Raw genomic sequence first — 18,791 nt, 5'->3', positions numbered from 1 at the left:
TACTAGTCCTCCTCTTATCCTTTTACGGCACCTTGTGTCATGCCATTGACGATTTGTTTTTCCATCACTAAATAGAAGAGAATCGTTGGTATTAACACCATCGTTAATCCAGCCATTTGTGCGGTATAATTAGTCGTATACTCACCGGCAAAATTGGCTAACCCCAATGGTAATGTGCTTAACGAATCATCATTAATCAATACTAATGCAAACGAGAATTCGTTCCAGTTGTTAATAAAGTTTAAGATAACAGCGGTCGCTAATGCCGGACGACTCATGGGCAGAATAATCGACCAGAAAATCCGAAAGGGGCCACAGCCATCCATAATCGCTGATTCTTCGATTTCCTTGGGAAAGGAACCCATGAAGCTAGTTAACAGGAATATCGTAATCGGCAAATTAAACGCCACATATGGAAAAATCAGTGCCAGATGGGTATTAATAAATCCGAGCTTCTGCATCAGAATAAACATCGGCACCAAGGTAGCATGGATCGGTACCAATAAACCGACTACGAAAAACCCGTACAACACATTCCTTCCTTTAAACTGGAAGCGAGCGAGGAAATAGGAAGCGAATGCCCCAACCAGAATACAAATAAGTAACGCCACAATCCCCACAAATAAACTGTTAAAGAAATAGGAGCCGATATTGGCAGTCACCCATGCTTCCACATAATTGACAAACACCCATTCATTAGGCAAACCGAACGGATCAAAGGAAAATTCCTGCCCGGTTTTAAACGAGTTCATAATCATCCAGAATATTGGGTACGCATTGATAATGGTAAACAATATTAAAACCAAATAAATGGTCCCACGTTTCACTCTCTTTTTCTTGCGCGCCTGTTTCGATACTGTATCGTAGTTAACCGTTGTTTCACTCATTCCCTACACCTCTTTTCTCTGAAGTAATTTAGTCGTTATCATAATAAGCCCAATACTAAAGACAAAGATTAGAACAGAAATTGCACTGCCATAGCCGTAACGAAGTCCTTCAAACGTTTTGTCATACATATATGTCGCCATTACTTCTGTTGAATTAGCAGGTCCACCGGAAGTCATCACGTAAATTAAATCAAATGTCTTCAAACTGCCACTGATACAAAGCACAATCGAAATTAAAATAATGTTCCATATTGATGGAATCACGACATAGCGTGTTTTCATCCACTCCGATGCCCCGTCCAGCTCAGCGGCTTCCAATATTTCTTTTGGTACCGTTTGCAAAGCTGACAGAAAAATAATAAAGTAAAGGCCGACAAACTGCCAAATAATCGTAATACACACAGCAATCATCGCCCAGGTTGGATCACCAAGCCAATTCTGCTGCAGGAAACCTAACCCTACCGCTTCCAAAAAATTATTGATCATACCGTATTCCGAGTTATAAATCATCCGCCACGTGATCGAAATAACGACGGTTGAGATAACAACCGGCATAAACCCAACCGTTCGGAAGAATTTAGCCCCTCTTATTTTGCGGTTTAACAATAAGGCTAATGCCAATGCAATCGGTATTTGACCGAATACGGACGCTAAGACAACCAGTACATTATTTCGTACCGATGACCAGAATACCTTATCCTGTAAGACTTCTTGAAAATTTGCCAATCCGACAAACTGCATCTCTGAAAAGCCATTCCAGGACATAAAGGAATAATAAAAAGAAATAAAGATCGGCACAATGCTAAAAATTAAATAAAGCGTTAATGCAGGTATAACACCTACTGCGATAATCCATGGTTTTTTTAGTAAATGCATGTGGTCACTCCCTCCAAGTGTTAACTTTTCTTTATTATAAAAGGGCTTACATTTTTCAGTAATCCTATAAAGTTAACATTATATCTACTTTTCTATGGAATGGAGCTTGCGAAATTGAGTCGGTGTGATCCCGACATAGTTTTTAAACACTTGGACGAAATACTTGTACTCCCGGTATCCTACATACTCAGCGATTTCAAAGACTTTATTTGAGGTCTCACTTAGCAATGCTTTCGCCTTATTAATCCGTATCGTATTGAGATATTCAGAGTAACTGAAACCTGTCTCTTGTTTAAATAGCATACTGAAATAGTTAGGGGTAATATAATGCGCTTCTGCTACTTCCAGTGCTTTGACATCCTTCTGGAAATTCTTCTCGATATATTGCTTGGCCTGCTGAATAATCCAATGGCTGTCATTCGTACGCTGCAGGTAGTCCATCATACTGTCGAGATCCTCTAACAATAACGACCGGAGTGCCTCCACACTGTTAAACAGAAGTAAGTCGAGACCCTCGTGCAAGCCAAGCTCCATTTCAGCAAAAGAGGAGTCCTGACCTCTTTCCTTGATGGATTCCAGCAGACAACAGCATGCCTCTTTTATTTGATTGAGGGTTATTCCTTTTTGTTTGAATTCGGTAAAAAACTGATCTACTTTTTCTTCTGTCTCTTCCCGATCCTGTTGAAAAACAGCATCTGCAATGTTGCAAACGAGTTGTTGATCCAGCTCGTACTCTTGTTCAACAGGAATGTCTTCTGCATCCGTCACAATCTGTCTGTCAGTACCACGGTAAAAACTTAATCGCTCGTTTAATTCCTGATGGAGCGAGGCAAGTTGATGCAAGTCCTGATAATTAGATGAAACCGCTATCGATATTTCCTGATCCATTACTGCCATCATTACCGTGGTAAGGCTGTTTACTTGCTGATCCGATATGTTCTCTTGTGCATAAACAAACAGCACCAGCTGATTTTCGTGTATTTCGATACAAATAGAACGGTAATCGATCAAACTTTTTATTTGATCAGATGACCAGGCAGCTTGGTTATAGTTTCTCTTTTCGATGAGCAACATTCGATAAGTATATGCCTGGCTATCAACTCTTTCGGAGAGATTCGATGAATCCGGCAGCTGAAATAATTGCTGAGATAAATAGTTGGTCAGCAAAGTCTTCTGCTTCGCCTGCTCCTTCTTTCTTGCTTCCTCCCTTTGTTGTTTAACCTCTTCGACCAATGCTAGTAATTCGTCTATATCCACGGGCTTTAATAAATAATCCTGGACACCGATTCGAAGTGCCTGTCGAGCATACTCAAATTCCTCATAACCACTGATCATAATGATATTCACTTCCGGAAAACCGTCTACGATTGCTTTCGACAAACCGATTCCGTCCATTTCTGGCATATTAACATCCGTGATGACAATATCGACCTGTTCCTTCTCCATGACTTCCAATGCTTTCTTACCATTTATAGCAGACCCGACAATTTCAATACCCATTTGGTCCCACGGGATGGTGTTGGCTAATCCTTGACATATTAACGGTTCATCATCCACGATCAACATTTTTAATGTCATTCCACTTGTCATCTCCTTCTATTAAATCGCTCAGCATTTGTTCATTTTTTATCCAAGGAAGGTTTAAACGGACACAGGCAGCCTCTGGCACATCGATTATCTCGATACCGTAAGCAGGACCAAACGCATTGATCAAACGAGCATGAACATTCTTCAAAGCATAACTATCTTGCTCTTCCGCGGTATGAAGCAATTGCTCAACCTTGTTGCTGTCGATGCCGATTCCGTTATCCAAACAATCGATTACCATCATATCCTCTTTCAGATAACAGCGTATCGTAATATTTTTGTTTTCCTGTGATTGTTTAAATCCATGCTTAAAGCTATTCTCCACAAGCGGTTCTAGCATCAATTTGAGCACCATACTGTCAGCTAAACCTGCTTCCATAAAAATGGCATAGTGAAAGGTATCGCCTAATCGTTTTTTCTGCAATTCCATGTAGCTTTGGACATATTTTATTTCATCCTTTAACGGTATCCACACCTTCCCCTGACTGAGTGTAATCCGAAATAGCGTCGATAAATCTTCAATACTTTTACTTGTTTCCGGTGCTTGTTCCAAACGCGCTGTCCAGCGGATCATATCTAATGTATTGTAAAGAAAATGGGGATTAATCTGGCTTTGCAGTGCTTTTAATTCAGAGTGTTTATGCTGAATCTCCAGTTTGTATTTACTGTCAATCAGTCGCTGAATCTGTTCAACCATCGAATTAAAGCGATAACCGAGCTGACCGACTTCATCTTTTGACCTGATTTTCACTTGTGCTTTAAAATCGCCAAGCTCCAGTCGTTTCGTCTCTCTCGTTAATTCCAAGATAGGACGAACCACAAAGAAAACAAATCCGGCAAATGTCATTAACCCCATAAACACAGCGATCAGAATCATATATCCGAATGTCGAGCGAATGTCTCTCATTTCCGATAAAATATACTTTTCGCTGACAACGGATACTAAGTGCATATCAATTGGTTCGATATATCGTGAAACACCGTAATACACTTCACTATCCGATTCGAGCTGGAAACTGTCCCCTTCTGTATGAATTTTCTCAATGAGTGTTTGGTAGTTAAAGCCCTGTTCGGATGCAGTCCCGGTAATATCTTGTGCCTGATTATGCACAAAGAAAGCTTGATGCTGAGTGTTGGTAAAGCCGTCTGTTACATGCTGATACAGCGCTTGCAAATCAAGGCGGATCCGAACCATTCCAATTGGCTGTCTAATATCGTAAAGATTATTGATCATACGGTACAAGGTGATCACTTTTTCTTCTTGATTGGTCTGTTGATTATGCACTTGATAAGGAGGGCTCCACAGTATCTTTCCTTCCATATCCTTCGCCTGCTGCATCCATTTTGCTTCGTTTCCTATGACCGTATCGCCTGCTGACAGAACTTGCTGATTCTGTCCTTCAATTTGAAAAGAATGAAAATACTCTTTCTCCGATTGATGAAATACAAAGAACCCATTAATATTGCGACGTACTTGATTTAAATGATTGTAATCCTCCCCTGTCACCGCCGGGGCCGTCATGAAATCACGGAATTCCTGACTGTAAATCATGTATCTCGAAATGTCTTCCACTTCTGCCACCACATTATTGAGTTGGGACTCCATATTGTTTAAATTGCGATGCGTCGTCGTAATAATCTGTTCTTTTAATATTTTGTTAGATTGATAGAGAACAATGGAACCGATTAAACCGCTCGGTATCGTAACTAGCAACAGAAAGATAATGACTGATTTCCATCTAAGGCTATTTTTTATATGTTGAATTAGTTGCATTGTTGATTACCCCTATTTCATCCAGAGTTTGTTTATAAATAGAGTATAACATTATCCATAAGTGCAAAAAGTAGAGTATCCCGTAAGACACTCTACTTTTTCTATCTACTACTTCTGTTCACTTTCTTGTACACGCTGGATATTTTCCGCTGCCTCTTCAGGCGTGGAACCACCAACCGTTATCGATTGCAGTTCATTCTCTAACTGATCATTTACTGCCGGTATCAGTGTCGCATCATATACTGGTGCTGGTTCGGATTCCGCTATTAAGTCGAGCATCTCTTGTTGCAGTGGGTGAAGATCTGCATCCTCAGGCACCTCTACATTCGCAATAACCGGGCGCCCGACTTTAATCAACTCTTCCCAAAGCTCCTGGTTGTAAACATATTTTAAAAAGGTATGTGCTGCATCGAGTTTTTCGCCTTCTAATTCACTGTTGATCGCCACTCCTGTTCCAGCCACCGTTGACATTGTTTTCTTATCATTTAAAGGAATCATGGCTACTCCAACATTTTTATCTTCTGGCATGTTTTCCAGAATTGCAGAAATACCCCAGTTCCCATCCATTACCATCGCCGTTTTTCCTTGAAGGAAATAATCAATCATTTGCGAACTGTCGATCGTGTTCAGGTCCTCATTAAAGGCACCTTTTTTCACTAATTCATCGATGACTCCTAATGACTTCACAAAATCTTCATCCGTAAATGCTCGTTTACCATTTGCCACACCTTCGAGGAAATCACTTCCGGTAAATCGGTCAGCGATGGTAGAAATATAAACGGATTGCAGGACCCATGCATCGGAGTTTCCGAGCGCAATTGGTGTCACATCATTTGCTTTCAGGTCATCTATCAGTTGAAGGAATTCATCATAGGTTGTTGGGAACTTGTCATATCCAGCATCGGCTAACATATCTTTATCATAAAAAATCATGTGTGTTGGATTCGTGTTGGCAGGAACAGCATAGGCATTACCATCAACAGAGAAGTCTTCAAAATCTTCTGGATCTAATAACCCTGTTTCTTCTGTCCAATAGCCCATAATATTATTGATAGGCTGAACCGCTTCACCTTCTACTAGTGGTTCTAACTCAGCACCTGGCCATACTTGGAACATGTCAGGTAACTGTCCACCTGCTGCCTGTGTGTTTAATCTTGTTCGATAATCAGCATTTGGCGTCGTATCGACTTGAAGATCAATGTCCGGATGCTCTTTATCGAATTTCTCGACGATATCCATAAATGCTTGATAATCGGCCCGGCCAATATCTTCAGATTTCCAGAATGTCAGTTCAACAGCATCCTCGTTGTTCGTATCCTCTCCAGAGGAAGCCTCCTCACCACTTCCTGAGCACGCTGCTAAGAAGCTGATTAATAAAATTACAATACCTAAAAGTACGTGTTTGCTCCATATTCTCATTATCAACCCTCCATTTTGTTATCGCTTTCAAAAAGGATTATCTCACAGGATATTAATCTTAAAAATACAAGAAAGTTAATATAATATCCAATAATTTATGGTTGATGGAGAATATTTAACATTTGGATTGAGGAAATCATTTTGTGGGAGTATGCTAGGATTACGTTATTAGTTTAGGGGGCATTTTGAAATCGACAATGTGCTGGGCGATCGGTTCTCGCGTCCTGTGGGGCACAGCTGAAGCTAACTTTGTGAAGAAAAAGAAAGCATATTGATCGTTGTCTATAAGAGGAAACAAACTAGTTCCTATAGTCAGTAAAATGGCTATCCTTACTATACATATTAGAAAAACCACCCGGTCCTAACAAGTTTTTATGGAGAATGAAAGGATTGGTTGATGCTGGTGCTGACGAATGTTTTATCTATCGGACGCCTCGGCTTATTTGTTTGTTTTGGACGATTGAGGGTGTTCTATCGGACACTTGACCGCTTCTCCCCCTTGATTTTGTCCAATTGGGCTCTTCTTTCGGACAATCGCTCACTTCTCCCCCTCGATTTTGTCCGATTGGGCCGGGTTGCGTTTAAATAATTACTCTCACTGAACCCGTTCTTTTTCCTTCAATCCATCAAAAAGAAGCTATCCTATTTGTCAAAATAAAACAGTTTAATTAACATAATCCGTATTATAAGAACCTAACTTTTATTCCTTAAGCTAAAATTTTATGCTTTCCTAACGTGCAAAGAATAAGGAACTGAAATCATCCAGCTCCCATTTCCTTAATCGTTTATATTATCCATTCATTACTTTTTGCTGACCGTCATCAATGTAGACTCCCCAGCCACCAGGTTCGTTTCTTCACTTTTTTTCAACGATTCCACCTCAACAAAATTAGTGATCACGATTGGTGAGATAATGCTGTCTGCTTTTTCTTTAATAAATGGCAAATCAAATGTGACAAGTTTATCTCCTGCCTTCACTTTCTCCCCTTGCGAGACATGGCCTTCAAAGCCTTCACCCTTCAATGCCACGGTTTCTAAGCCAATATGAATTAACAGCTCCAAGCCATTTTTGCTTTGAATGCCAACCGCATGCTTTGTATCCGAAAATTGCACTACCTCACCATCCACAGGTGCAACTACTGTCCCTTCCATTGGTTCAATGGCAAGACCATCCCCTAATAATTTCTTGCTGAACATCTCATCAGGTACATCTTCCATGTTTACCAGTTTACCTGTTAAAGGGGCTAACAGTGTTTCGATAGTTTCCTTTTTGCCAAAAAGATTTTTGAACATGTTACGTACCTCCCCATTTCATTTTAAAATCGCTTTCTTTCGTTATAGTGATTTATTCCCTGCTACCATTATTTAAAACGGAGAAGGTTTCACGTGGAACAAACAAACCGTTAACAGTCTTACAAAACAACAATAACGAATTAAAAAATGATAATTATTTATTGTTTTTCGATAAATAATGTGCTAAATTAACATTATCAATAAATAGGTGAGGTGTCATTTCTATGAAACGAAGTACCACACTTTTTTTAAAGATAGCGATATTTCTTATTGGAAGTATAGTAATTTCATTAAGTATTTTTTTACTCCCTAAATTAGCCAATGATACAACTAGAATGTTTCCAGAATATGCTCACTTACATTATCCGGTTTTAATCGGTTTGTATGTAACGACAATACCATTTTTCATAGCTATCTTTCAGGCATTCAAGCTCTTAAACTATATTAACAATAACAATGCTTTCTCTGAACTGTCTGTAACGGCATTAAAGTATATTAAATTCAGTGCAAATACTATTAGTGCTTTATATGTTTTAGGCAGCATTTTTCTTATCACACAACAAGCGTTGCATCCCGGAATAGCCATTATCGGGTTCATCATCATTTTTGCCTCAACCATTATTGCTGTCTTTTCTGCAGTCCTTGAGAAATTATTACAAAATGCTATAGCCATTAAATCAGAAAATGATTTTATCGTATGACATTAAGAAGGTTGCTTTGATACCTAAAGAAGGGCGAAGTTATTTCTATTCATTTGTTTCGCAAGTCCTCAGTAAGTCTTTTTTATGTACATTATTGAATAGACCGTAACAAGTGGGTGATAAAAGATGGGGGTTTTAACTGCTTATAAAAAACTATCGATAAAAAAAGAGAGGCATCTCTTTGACAAGATAATGCCTCTTATTAAAGTGCGTCTTTTTGCAATGAACACTAGCTGATAAGCGTCCTCTAATGATTCTCTGTGCAATTTATTTGTAATGAAATCCTTACTGTTCAGGAAAGGAGGAAGTTGCTCCTATTACTTCGATGCATTATATTCCTCAATAATATCGTTCCCGCCTTCATCTCGCCATTTCTGTACTGCTTGTTTGAATCCTTCCTCATCAATTTGTCCAAGAATGTATTGATTAGTTGCATCTGTAATGTAAGATTGAAGTCTTGCACCATCATTAGCAAATGTTTCAGAGTATAGTGGTACGGTCGGATCCTCAATCAAGTACTTTTCATTCTCTTTCGTTAAATTTTCTGCTTGCGCTTTGACATCTAAATCGAAATATCCTTCATAACGCCCATTTGTTTCTGGTTCACCGATCAAAATCGACTGATACGGTTTCACTTCCCGATTAGTTAATTCGTTGTCATCAACAGGTAAAGCTCTTCCATCTTTTACGGAATAATGCTCCCCTTCTATTCCCCAGTAGCTAAGGTTTGCAATTTCTGGTGTCATCATTTTGTCAAAGAAGCCTAGTATTTTCTTTAATTCTTCTTCTGTTTCTACCGAGCTTTTAGGGAACATGACTAAGCTTCCATAACCAGGAATCGCCCAAATACCGTATTCGCCATCTGGTCCAGCAATTTTATTTTGCACACCAAATTGAATGTCTGGATTAAGTGCTACAGCATCTTCGTACAGGCTCTGAACATCTCCCATTGAGCCTACGTATATACCAGCTGTTCCGTTTTTAAAGAATTCTTGTTGATCAGGCTTACTTGTTACTGGAAAGTCCTGATTAATATAACCGTTTTGGTGCATTTCTCTAAAGAAATCCATCGTTTGAATGTATTCATCAAACATGAATTCCGGAAGAAGCTTTCCATCCTTTTCTCCCCAATTATTAGGTGTGCCAAACCAAGAGGAAACGGTTTTAAATGCTCCATATACTAAGTCACTTCTGTCGGTTACACCAAAGGTATCATCTTTCCCGTTGCTATCTGGGTCATCCTCTGTAAATGCTCTTGCCATTTCCATAAATTCTTCCGTTGTGGTCGGAGCTTCCAATCCTAAATTTTCCGCCCAATCCTTACGGTAGATTATGCCTTGTCTTGATAGAGGACGACCTTGGTATAAGGTATACTGCTTGCCATTTACAAGTGTATTATCCAGAATATTGTCCTTTAATTTAGATAAGTTCTCAAATTCATCTAAGTATTTTCCTACTTCCCAAAATTGTCCATCTTCCATGGCATCGCGGAATTGAACAAAAGAAGTCTGATTCTTAAGGAACACAGCATCAGGTAATGAACTAGTTGCAAAAGCCGTATTCAGACGGTCTTCATAGTTATTATCAGGCACCCACTGTATTTCTATATCTGTGTTGGTTTTCTCCTCTATTTTATTTAGTACCTTCTCTTCAGGTACCTCTGGTGTGTGCAGGTTGGCCATCATAGTAAAAGAGTATGTGCCGTCCTCATCAACTTGATCACCTGAAGTACTTTCTTCGCTATTACAAGCCGTTAATGCAAATATGAAAAGTAATAGCAATATTCCTAACGCTTTACTCCACTTAGCCAAATGAAACCCTCCTATTTTTTATGTTCATTGATTTACCTTGTACACCTCTATCATAAGCAAGCGCTTTAATGATGTATATAATCATTTTTTCATCACTTTTGAAAGCGCTTGTTAGAAGGGGAGCGTTTCACGAATAATCATTATTCTCTACACCTGCATGATTATATAACAAAGTGATTATTTTCCTTGTATTGTGCTTGCGAGAAAAGGCTTGAGAGATAGGTTTTTCACCGATCTTATGATTAGATATCATTTTCTTTTATCTGGCTTGTGATTTGATGAAAGAAAAAATTCCTTATACTTTTCCTCCTCCTAAGTTATAAACTTTTCGAAAGTAATCTTCTATCAATACTATTAAAATTTCTATTATTCTGTTAAACTTATTGAATTTAGGGAAATATTAGCAAGATAGTAGAAAAACTATACATAAGGAAGTGAACAACATGAAAAAATTATCCATGCTATTCTCTGGCGTACTCCTTGTCTTTTTCCTTGTCGCTTGTTCAGAGGACGCTTCTACTAGCAAGAAGGGAGAGAAAAACGAAAATACGCAATCGGAAGAAGACACCACAGACAAGAAGGAAGAAACGAACGAAACAGAAGAACCACAAGAAAAAGAAGAAGAAACGAAGCCACCTCAGCCTTACGAACCACTAGAGCCAGCTGCAGATGCCACGTCTCTTCAAGATAAATTATCGGAAGAAGAGCTAGAAAAGATGCCGAGCGCCGAAGCTCATGGAGAAGATCGTACAAGAATGGTGCCAGTAGGTGAAACCTTGGTAAAAGGTGCAGAGGATCAAACCGACGGACCACTGAAGGACCATCGACTTGTCGCCTATTATGGTCACCCGAATTCTACCAATATGGGGATTCTTGGCGAAATGGAACCCAAAGAGCTCATGAAAAAGCTAAAAGAACAGACACAGGCGTATTCAGATGCCGACCCATCCCGTCCTGCAATTCCAACGATTGAGCTAATTTCAACGGTAGCGCAGCGGGATCCTGGATCTGAAGGGAAGTACTATCACATGACTTCACCAGAGCAAATTGACGAATATGCCAAGCTTGCAAAGGAAAATAAAGCGCTACTAATGCTGGATGTTCAGCTGGGAACAGACTCTGTCCTGAATCAAGTGAAATTACTGGAGAAATGGTTGAAGCTCCCTTACGTCCACCTGGCCATTGATACCGAATTCCATGTAGAAGAAGGAGAAACACCGGGAATCGACCTAGGTCAAGTGAATGGTGCGGAAGTACAAAAAGCAGTCGACTATCTCACGAACATGGTAGAAGAAAATAATTTACCAGATAAAATCGTCCTCGTCCACCAGTTCATAGACGGCGCACTAACAAACAAAGAAGCCATCCAGCCGACCGAAAACGTCGAAGTCGCGTTGAACTATGATGGATGGGGTGATGCATCCACGAAGAAGTCACTCTATCGCAAATTCGTACGGAATGAGGCTGTGCAATACGGCGGCTTTAAAATCTTTTATGATAAAGATAATCCTGTTCTAAGTCCGGAAGAAGTATTGAAGCTTGATCCGAATCCGTCGATTATTAATTATCAGTGATGTAAGGAATAGTGAACAAGAACGTTATAATAAGGTATGGAAAGTAACGGATGGGAGAGAAAAATGCTAATAACAATAGAAATAACACAATGATTAGCATATATTTCGCAGTATAAACAGCAAACAAAAACGCTCAGATTTTCTGAGCGTTTTTATCATATTATTTAATTTTCTTCTTCAACTGAAGCATCCGTTCGTGAAAAAGCCCTACTTATTCAAGTAAAGAATATTAAACACGATTGAAATGATTGTCTTTAAATTCTGTTGGATACTTTAATCCATATCCTATCATCCTATCCATTCCAATATGGGCTGACCATATTAATCCGACTGCCAAGATAGTTTGGTTTGATAATATTAGTCCACAGATAACAACACCAATCGATAAACTGTATGTATGAAACAAATTATAAAGCATAGCACCAACCTTATTATTATATAAATATCCAAGCATTGAAATATCTGGTACTAATAATAGGATTAAAAACAATACCCAACTTAATTGGCTATACCCGTAAAAATAAAGGCTTAATGCTAAAATGGCAAACCCTTCTATGTGTAAAATAATTTTATTATTCAATTATATTCCTCCATTCTTAATTCCCTTTTTCGAAATATCCTTCTTCAACTAAACTCCTTCTTTAGCATAAGAAGCGACTGTTCTTATTGAACAATCACACCCATTAATGAAATTACCCACAACTAATATGATGTAGATTGATTCGAATTCCTCTCCTTACTATCCAGCTACCAACGGAACTATTACAATAGATAAACCTATACTTATTAAGAGTGTTATAAGCCAATCTCTTTTCATTGTCATTTTAAATAATATATTCAATGTAGAACCAATTGCCATACAAACTAGAAATACGAATATAACCATAACAAGTGAAAAGTCCCAAAATTCCATAATGAAAACCTCCTAAGAATTAATATATACCTTTTTGTTGCACTTTGCTGCCTCGTTAGTTGAACAAGTCCATTCTATTTTTTCTGTATATATTTTAACATAAAATCCCAGAAAACCTTTTCAGAAAATAGAATAACTCATTTGTATCATCACAATCACATATAAAATAACATAGCTATTAACACTCTTTCTATCACCTTAATTTCACGTTGTACATAAGTTTATGTTTCCTTGTTAATTGGGTTGCTATTTAGTATCAATTTAGGTGTTAATACGGATTTGTACTTCTATTTGATGTGTAATTTACTGTTTTCTCTCCTAGAACTGAACCAGTTAGACTTATCTGGGGTTCTCTTTTTTCAGTTCTTATTAGTCAACGCCACTACCCAATAAATACTATATTAATTTCTCAACATTTTTCACTTTAATGGAAACCACTTCTCCACAGTTTTGACAGACTGTATACACTTTTTCTGATCCTATTGCTATCTTTTTACCAACCGGTCGAAGGTTGATAAAATCCGTTGCTTCAATGAATGATTTTCCCCCACAGCTATAACAAGCCATAACCGTCATCCCCTTTGTAATTGATATAGTAGTTACGAAAAAATATGAGCAAAGTTTCAGTTAACCCACTTTTGCTAAAGTTCACCTTGGTTAAATGAAACATAAAAAAGCAGCACTGAATCTTATATCCAGTGCTGCTTTTTATGTATAGATTACTTCGCTTAAAACAATACATTGTTTACTGATTCCCAATTTCTATTTTATTCCATCCCCAGATACCTGCATAGAGTACAAAACGTATCCCCATCTGCTATAACGAACCCTGTCTTTCACTCTAAGTCTCTAACTCCCGTTTCTAATATTTCCATTTGCAACACTGTCTGCTCGTCCGGAATGGTTTTGTCTTTACCATTTATAACCGCTTCATATAAGTCATCATATACAATGCCATAATCACCATCTACGGATTTTACTTTTTCTTCGTGGATCGTACCTTCTTCGTCCACATACGTCAATACACCATAATGTTTGAGGGTATCTACGCCAAAATCGTAATTATATGGCATGTAAAACAACTTTAGATGTTCTTCCTGACGATCTTTTGTTTCTTTCACAAAGCATCCTTTTTTTCCGTAAACGACGAAGCTCGGTCTTTCTTTCAATCTAAAATAACTGGATTTTACAGATACTTTTAACGTGCCGTAATATAAATCAAAATCAAAATAATCGTTCATTCTTCCTGTTCCCAGTAATTGTCTCACATCATAATGGATATGATCCGGCTTGCCAAAGTAGCTGATGACCTGATCCAGGGTATGGCAGGCATGGCCGTATAAAAAGGACACAGCTGGATCAAAGGAATCGGCAGACTCCGGTACTTCTGGACGGAAATAGTCAAAATGCATTTCCATTTCCTGCAGGTCGCCTAGTTTTCCTTCCTCGATAACCTTCTGAACCGTTAAGAAATCACTGTCAAAACGTCTATTTTGATACGCTTGGACAATCAAGCCTTTTTCTTTAGCCAATGCAAATATTTCTTTCGCCTGTTCCGAGTTTTCCGTAAAAGGCTTTTCCACCAAACAGTGTTTATTATGTTCTAACACTTGTTTTGCGTATTCATAATGACTATCATGCCTTGTGCACACCACAATAAGTTGAATATCCTCGTCATGTAATAATGCATTCAAATCAGAAGTATACTGTACTCCTGCAATCCGATTCCAGCTATCACGCTCAGGATTTCTCCGATAAATTGTTTTTACCTTTATATTCTCTCTTTGCAGCACGAATGGCAAATGGTATCTATTCGTACTTTTTCCATTGCCAATATAACCGATAGTAAGCATGGCCATCCTCCTGAAAATTTGTACGGGTAATAAATTTCATTGTGTTTAAGTATTTTCATAAAAAACCTTGTATGAAAAAGTACCCCCTTCGTCTAACCTGCCAGGAGATACTTATCTATTTATATGGACTATTTAGCTTACATTAAGTTTATTGCGTGGAATATGATACCGAGCGCGAACAAGCCAAGAATCATAATAATTGGTGACACTTTCTTCCTGAGCAGCCACATGCTAAGAAGTGTGATTAACAGCCCTGCTAAACCTGGAATTAAGCTATCTAAGTTATCTTGTAAAGTTGTAACATCATATTCACTTAATGAACGACCAGCGGCTTGCTGTTCTAATGCTGTTCGAATCCCTTCTGATCCAGGCGGCAAATTATCCCAATCGATATAAGCACCTTCGTCGAGTTCAACTCTTGATACTGTCGGCGTAAAGGATACCGCTACCCAACGGTTAACTAATGCACCAAGTATGAACATACCGAGTATCGAAGCCCCTTTGGTAATATCCTGAAGTAAGCCGCCAGATACATCTTCGGTAATTTTGGAACCCGCTTTGTAACCAAACTCTTGTGTATACCACATGAAGCCCATACGAATGATATTCCATAAAACAAAGTACAGAATCGGGCCAAGCATGTTTCCAGACAAAGCAAGTGAAGCCGCTAAAGCGCCGAGAATCGGTTTAACCGTGAACCAGAAAACCGGGTCCCCGATACCTGCTAAAGGACCCATCATCCCGACTTTGACCCCTTGAATAGCCTTGTTGTCAACAGGTGCTCCATTTGCACGTTCTTCTTCAAGAGCTAACGTAACACCGATAATCGGAGAAGCTATATATGGATGTGTATTAAAAAATTCTAAGTGACGTTTTAGTGCCGCAGCACGTTCTTCTTTCGTTTTATATAATCTTTTGATGGCCGGAATCATGGAAAAAGCCCAACCACCGTTTTGCATACGTTCATAGTTCCAGGAACCTTGAATGAACGTTGACCGCCACCAAATAGCAATGCGATCTCTTTTAGACAATTTCATTTCTTTAGCCATTTTGTATCCTCCTCCTTTTAGTAATTATCAATAATATCGCCTATAGGATCTCCCGTGTTCCCATTTCCGCCACCACCTGAACCGCCTTGTTTCGTTAGCGCCAGATAGATAAGGGCAAGAGCCACACCGATAGCACCAAGACCCAATAGTGTGATGGATGGAATAGTCGCTAATACGAAGCCAATCGCAAAGAATGGCCATACTTCTTTTGTAGCCATCATGTTAATCACCATTGCATACCCAACAGCTACTACCATGCCCCCACCAACTGCTAAACCATCTGTCAGCCAAGCTGGCATAGACTGAAGTAATTCTCTAACCGGAGTTGCACCAACAGCCAAAATTAATGCGGCTGGGATTGCAATACGAAGCCCCTGCAAGCAAATAGCAAAAATATGCCACATTTCTATTCGCCTGAAGTTCCCTTCTTTAGCTGCAGCATCCATTAAATGGACTATTGCGGTTGCAATTGTTCTGACGATGATCGTCAATAATAAGCCTGCAACTGCAAGTGGAACTGCGATCGCGATTGCAGAAGATACACCAGCTTCACCCTGACCACCTAAAACGAGAATAATAGCCGATGCAACGGATGCCAATGCAGCATCCGGCGCTACGGCAGCTCCGATGTTTGCCCAGCCTAAAGCGATTAATTGCAAAGTACCACCTAAGATAAGGCATGGCACTACTTCTCCTGTAACTAAACCGATTAGCGTACAGGCAATAATAGGCTGGTGGAAGTGGAATTCATCCAAGATCCCTTCTATACCAGCTAAAAATGCTACGATAACAACTAATATTATCTGAATAATAGTTAATTCCATAATTATTCTTAATCCTCCTTTTGATCTGACAATTAGGATTATTACTGTTTGTTCAACTCCGCTTGAGCCCGTTGGAGAATGTCATCCATATTGCCTTTTGAATCATTTGGAACTTTACGGACATCGAATTGCATACCAGCTTCTTTCAACTTTTTGAACGCATCGATATCTGCTTGGTTAAAGGCCAACACTTTATTCGGCTGAACTTTACCAGTTGAGTGCGCCATCGAACCAACATTGATGGTCTCCAGTGGAACACCACCTTCAACGGCTCGAAGTACGTCATGCGGGTTTTCGAATAGAAGTAATGCACGCTGACCACCAAAGTGTTGATCATCCTGTGCAAGTTCAATCATTTTATTGATCGGAACAACATGTGCCTTTACTCCTGAAGGAGCAGCCTGCTGGATCAATTTCTTACGAAGGTCATCCTTCGCTACTTCATCAGATACAACGATGATACGTGTGGGCTGTGTATTCTTGGTCCAAGCAGTCGCTACTTGGCCGTGAAGCAAACGAGAATCAATGCGTGCTAACACATATTCAAATTTACCAGGCTCACCTGAATTAGATGGCTGGGCGGCTGATGCAGCGGCATCTTCCGGTTCTAATTCTTCCGGCTTCACCTTCACTGCTTCTTTTGCTGTGGCCAAAATATGTGAAGCAATTTCGTGTGCAGTGTCCATGGAAAAACGTGATGAATAAGCTTCGATCAACATTGCTAAATTTACACCTGCAGCGATTGCCCATTTATCTTTGTGCTCTTCCATCAAGTTGTTTGCTTGGTTAAAGGGAGTCCCACCCCAAAGATCAACTAAGAATAATACTTCATCCTGGTTGTCAAAAGAGGCAATAGCTTCTTGCATTTTTGCCTTTACATCATCAGGTCCTTCGCTCGGCATCAATGTAACAGCTTTTACATTTTCTTGTTCTCCAAAGATCATTCCCCCAGATTGCAAGATACCATTGGCAAATTCACCGTGAGTAGCAATGATAATCCCTACCATCCCTTTACCTCCTTTTTTATTGTTAAAGTTTATATACAATAGCATTACCAACAATCGGATAAAAATTATAATTGCATTAGAAATATTCAGTCATTCACTTCGGATTCAGGGGGACACGTCCCGCCGGATACGAAGTGAATGGCTACGCTCTACTTCAAGGAGACAAAACCAGCCTTGCAACACCCTACTTTTGGTTCCTTTCCAGTTAAACAATACAAATCTCTTCACTACTCTCCCTACTTTTGGCTCCTTTCCAGTTAAACGATACAAATCTCTTCACTACTCTCACCTCTTTTGGTTTCTTTCCCAGTTAAACGATACAAATCTCTTCACTACTCTCACCTCTTTTGGTTCCTTTCCAATTAAACGATACAAATCTCTTCACTACTCTCATCTCTTTTGTCCCCTTTCCCACTTAAACGATACAAACCATAAGCTTACTAACACATAAAAAAGGATTAAATAATCCTAAAGGCAGAATGCTGCCCTTAGGATCATTTAATCCATCCTTTTAGCAAATTATATAAAACCCGCTTATTCACAAAAACCAAAATACGTGGAATAAACGTTTACTTGTTTAACTTACTCCTGAATCCGCGTTTGATTACATCAAAGAAATTTAATGACTGGACCATATGATCCGGATCAACGTATGTACGAATCGCCCGAAAAACTTTTTTGGGATCTTTAGACGAAAAGGTATATGTTCCATTCCGTTTTGTCTGGATCGCATAACGTGGAATCCATTTTCCTTTGAACAGAACAGAGGCGATCACGTAATCTACATCTTCCCAAGGAATTTGAATAAACTTGCGAGCATCACGTTTATTGAAGAATTCAAATCCTTTATCGCCAATCATAATCTGTCCATAGTCCGAAACACTTAAGTGTGAGGTTGCATCCATTACCAAATCAACTTTTGTATTGATTGATTGAACCATTTGTCATGCCCCTTTTCTTTCGCTTCATACAATGATTGCAAAAAGATAAAACATGCAATCATTTTCTATTTTATCCAAGTCTAGGGGGGTTCTAATCAAATTTTGGGATGATGGGTTTTGGAAACGTTCCCTTCACCTATATCATTAGCGTTAATCGATCGTCCGGCACAGTGAACTTACAGGTGTGCTTCATTCTTTATGGCTAGCCTAATCAGGACTGGATCAGCCAGTGATAAGCATCACTAAACAGTGGCCCTGGCAAATAGATCCACACTCTACGCT

At 39.2% G+C, this 18,791-nt stretch carries 17 protein-coding genes; 2 read left to right on the top strand and 15 right to left on the bottom strand.

The features are described from left to right. Window positions 1-14: 14 nt before the first annotated feature. The 6 genes from MUN88_RS06105 to MUN88_RS06080 form a co-directional block, all read right to left on the bottom strand. Entirely contained in the window at window positions 15-887 is an 873-nt protein-coding gene (locus tag MUN88_RS06105; protein WP_244722179.1) for a carbohydrate ABC transporter permease, read from the bottom strand. Window positions 888-890: 3 nt separating this feature from the next. Then, on the bottom strand, window positions 891-1,763 hold the full coding sequence (locus tag MUN88_RS06100; RefSeq protein ID WP_244722176.1) for a carbohydrate ABC transporter permease: 873 nt from the start codon (window positions 1,761-1,763) through the stop codon (window positions 891-893). An 84-nt stretch (window positions 1,764-1,847) separates the two neighbouring features. Beyond that, a complete protein-coding gene (locus tag MUN88_RS06095; protein ID WP_244722173.1) occupies window positions 1,848-3,341 on the bottom strand; it encodes a response regulator transcription factor in 1,494 nt (497 codons plus the stop codon). Next, complete coding sequence (locus tag MUN88_RS06090; protein ID WP_244722170.1) at window positions 3,313-5,124, bottom strand: sensor histidine kinase; 1,812 nt, start codon at window positions 5,122-5,124, stop codon at window positions 3,313-3,315. Before MUN88_RS06090 ends, MUN88_RS06095 begins: the two co-directional genes overlap by 29 nt. A 108-nt stretch (window positions 5,125-5,232) precedes the next feature. Next, window positions 5,233-6,543 (bottom strand): extracellular solute-binding protein, encoded by a 1,311-nt coding sequence (locus tag MUN88_RS06085; RefSeq protein WP_244722168.1) that lies wholly within the window; start codon window positions 6,541-6,543, stop codon window positions 5,233-5,235. A gap of 801 nt (window positions 6,544-7,344) precedes the next feature. After that, on the bottom strand, window positions 7,345-7,836 hold the full coding sequence (locus tag MUN88_RS06080; protein ID WP_244722166.1) for a PTS sugar transporter subunit IIA: 492 nt from the start codon (window positions 7,834-7,836) through the stop codon (window positions 7,345-7,347). Window positions 7,837-8,060: 224 nt separating this feature from the next. Between MUN88_RS06080 and MUN88_RS06075 the strand changes: the two genes are divergently transcribed. Next, a complete protein-coding gene (locus tag MUN88_RS06075; RefSeq protein WP_244722164.1) occupies window positions 8,061-8,537 on the top strand; it encodes a DUF2975 domain-containing protein in 477 nt (158 codons plus the stop codon). 317 nt (window positions 8,538-8,854) lie between these two features. On the opposite strand, the gene MUN88_RS06070 is transcribed toward MUN88_RS06075, so the two are convergent. Beyond that, window positions 8,855-10,348: an extracellular solute-binding protein gene (locus tag MUN88_RS06070; protein WP_244722162.1), complete on the bottom strand. Its 1,494-nt coding sequence runs from the start codon at window positions 10,346-10,348 to the stop codon at window positions 8,855-8,857. 443 nt (window positions 10,349-10,791) lie between these two features. On the opposite strand from MUN88_RS06070, the gene MUN88_RS06065 reads away from it, so the two are divergent. Continuing rightward, window positions 10,792-11,922, top strand: coding sequence for a hypothetical protein (locus MUN88_RS06065; RefSeq protein WP_244722159.1), 1,131 nt, complete (start codon window positions 10,792-10,794; stop codon window positions 11,920-11,922). Window positions 11,923-12,151: 229 nt separating this feature from the next. Here the strand turns inward: MUN88_RS06065 and MUN88_RS06060 are convergent, their stop codons facing one another. The 8 genes from MUN88_RS06060 to MUN88_RS06025 all read right to left on the bottom strand — a co-directional run bounded on the left by MUN88_RS06060 (window position 12,152) and on the right by MUN88_RS06025 (window position 18,509). Next, window positions 12,152-12,502 (bottom strand): DUF4260 domain-containing protein, encoded by a 351-nt coding sequence (locus MUN88_RS06060; protein WP_244722157.1) that lies wholly within the window; start codon window positions 12,500-12,502, stop codon window positions 12,152-12,154. Window positions 12,503-12,661: 159 nt separating this feature from the next. After that, on the bottom strand, window positions 12,662-12,835 hold the full coding sequence (locus MUN88_RS06055; RefSeq protein WP_244722155.1) for a hypothetical protein: 174 nt from the start codon (window positions 12,833-12,835) through the stop codon (window positions 12,662-12,664). Window positions 12,836-13,231: 396 nt separating this feature from the next. Then, window positions 13,232-13,402 carry a hypothetical protein gene (locus MUN88_RS06050; RefSeq protein WP_244722152.1) on the bottom strand — a complete coding sequence of 57 codons (171 nt, stop codon included), beginning with the start codon at window positions 13,400-13,402 and terminating at the stop codon, window positions 13,232-13,234. 269 nt (window positions 13,403-13,671) lie between these two features. Continuing rightward, window positions 13,672-14,688, bottom strand: a complete 1,017-nt coding sequence (locus MUN88_RS06045; RefSeq protein ID WP_244722151.1) for a Gfo/Idh/MocA family oxidoreductase — start codon at window positions 14,686-14,688, stop codon at window positions 13,672-13,674. 137 nt (window positions 14,689-14,825) lie between these two features. Continuing rightward, window positions 14,826-15,737: a PTS system mannose/fructose/sorbose family transporter subunit IID gene (locus tag MUN88_RS06040; RefSeq protein WP_244722146.1), complete on the bottom strand. Its 912-nt coding sequence runs from the start codon at window positions 15,735-15,737 to the stop codon at window positions 14,826-14,828. 17 nt (window positions 15,738-15,754) lie between these two features. Then, window positions 15,755-16,561, bottom strand: coding sequence for a PTS mannose/fructose/sorbose transporter subunit IIC (locus tag MUN88_RS06035; protein ID WP_244722143.1), 807 nt, complete (start codon window positions 16,559-16,561; stop codon window positions 15,755-15,757). 41 nt (window positions 16,562-16,602) lie between these two features. Beyond that, the gene (locus MUN88_RS06030) at window positions 16,603-17,568 is read right to left on the bottom strand and encodes a mannose/fructose/sorbose PTS transporter subunit IIA (RefSeq protein WP_244722142.1); all 966 of its coding nucleotides are present in this window, start codon (window positions 17,566-17,568) and stop codon (window positions 16,603-16,605) included. A 569-nt stretch (window positions 17,569-18,137) separates the two neighbouring features. Further along, entirely contained in the window at window positions 18,138-18,509 is a 372-nt protein-coding gene (locus MUN88_RS06025) for a DUF956 family protein (RefSeq protein WP_244722140.1), read from the bottom strand. Between the last annotated feature and the right edge of the window lie 282 nt (window positions 18,510-18,791).

It is taken from the genome of Gracilibacillus caseinilyticus, from assembly GCF_022919115.1.
GTDB classification, from domain to species: Bacteria; Bacillota; Bacilli; order Bacillales; family Amphibacillaceae; genus Gracilibacillus; species Gracilibacillus caseinilyticus.
The sequence above is the reverse complement of the archived record's forward strand: the minus strand, read 5'-3'. Positions and strand labels throughout refer to the sequence as shown.

Bases quoted from the DNA above. Each gene is read 5' to 3' on its own strand.
- MUN88_RS06085 (WP_244722168.1), bottom strand. From the start codon at position 6,543: ATGAGAATATGGAGCAAACACGTACTTTTAGGTATTGTAATTTTATTA.
- MUN88_RS06080 (WP_244722166.1), bottom strand. From the start codon at position 7,836: ATGTTCAAAAATCTTTTTGGCAAAAAGGAAACTATCGAAACACTGTTA.
- MUN88_RS06105 (WP_244722179.1), bottom strand. From the start codon at position 887: ATGAGTGAAACAACGGTTAACTACGATACAGTATCGAAACAGGCGCGC.
- MUN88_RS06040 (WP_244722146.1), bottom strand. From the start codon at position 15,737: ATGGCTAAAGAAATGAAATTGTCTAAAAGAGATCGCATTGCTATTTGG.
- MUN88_RS06055 (WP_244722155.1), bottom strand. From the start codon at position 12,835: ATGGAATTTTGGGACTTTTCACTTGTTATGGTTATATTCGTATTTCTA.
- MUN88_RS06065 (WP_244722159.1), top strand. From the start codon at position 10,792: ATGAAAAAATTATCCATGCTATTCTCTGGCGTACTCCTTGTCTTTTTC.
- MUN88_RS06050 (WP_244722152.1), bottom strand. From the start codon at position 13,402: ATGGCTTGTTATAGCTGTGGGGGAAAATCATTCATTGAAGCAACGGAT.
- MUN88_RS06025 (WP_244722140.1), bottom strand. From the start codon at position 18,509: ATGGTTCAATCAATCAATACAAAAGTTGATTTGGTAATGGATGCAACC.
- MUN88_RS06030 (WP_244722142.1), bottom strand. From the start codon at position 17,568: ATGGTAGGGATTATCATTGCTACTCACGGTGAATTTGCCAATGGTATC.
- MUN88_RS06035 (WP_244722143.1), bottom strand. From the start codon at position 16,561: ATGGAATTAACTATTATTCAGATAATATTAGTTGTTATCGTAGCATTT.
- MUN88_RS06100 (WP_244722176.1), bottom strand. From the start codon at position 1,763: ATGCATTTACTAAAAAAACCATGGATTATCGCAGTAGGTGTTATACCT.
- MUN88_RS06075 (WP_244722164.1), top strand. From the start codon at position 8,061: ATGAAACGAAGTACCACACTTTTTTTAAAGATAGCGATATTTCTTATT.
- MUN88_RS06090 (WP_244722170.1), bottom strand. From the start codon at position 5,124: ATGCAACTAATTCAACATATAAAAAATAGCCTTAGATGGAAATCAGTC.
- MUN88_RS06095 (WP_244722173.1), bottom strand. From the start codon at position 3,341: ATGACATTAAAAATGTTGATCGTGGATGATGAACCGTTAATATGTCAA.
- MUN88_RS06045 (WP_244722151.1), bottom strand. From the start codon at position 14,688: ATGCTTACTATCGGTTATATTGGCAATGGAAAAAGTACGAATAGATAC.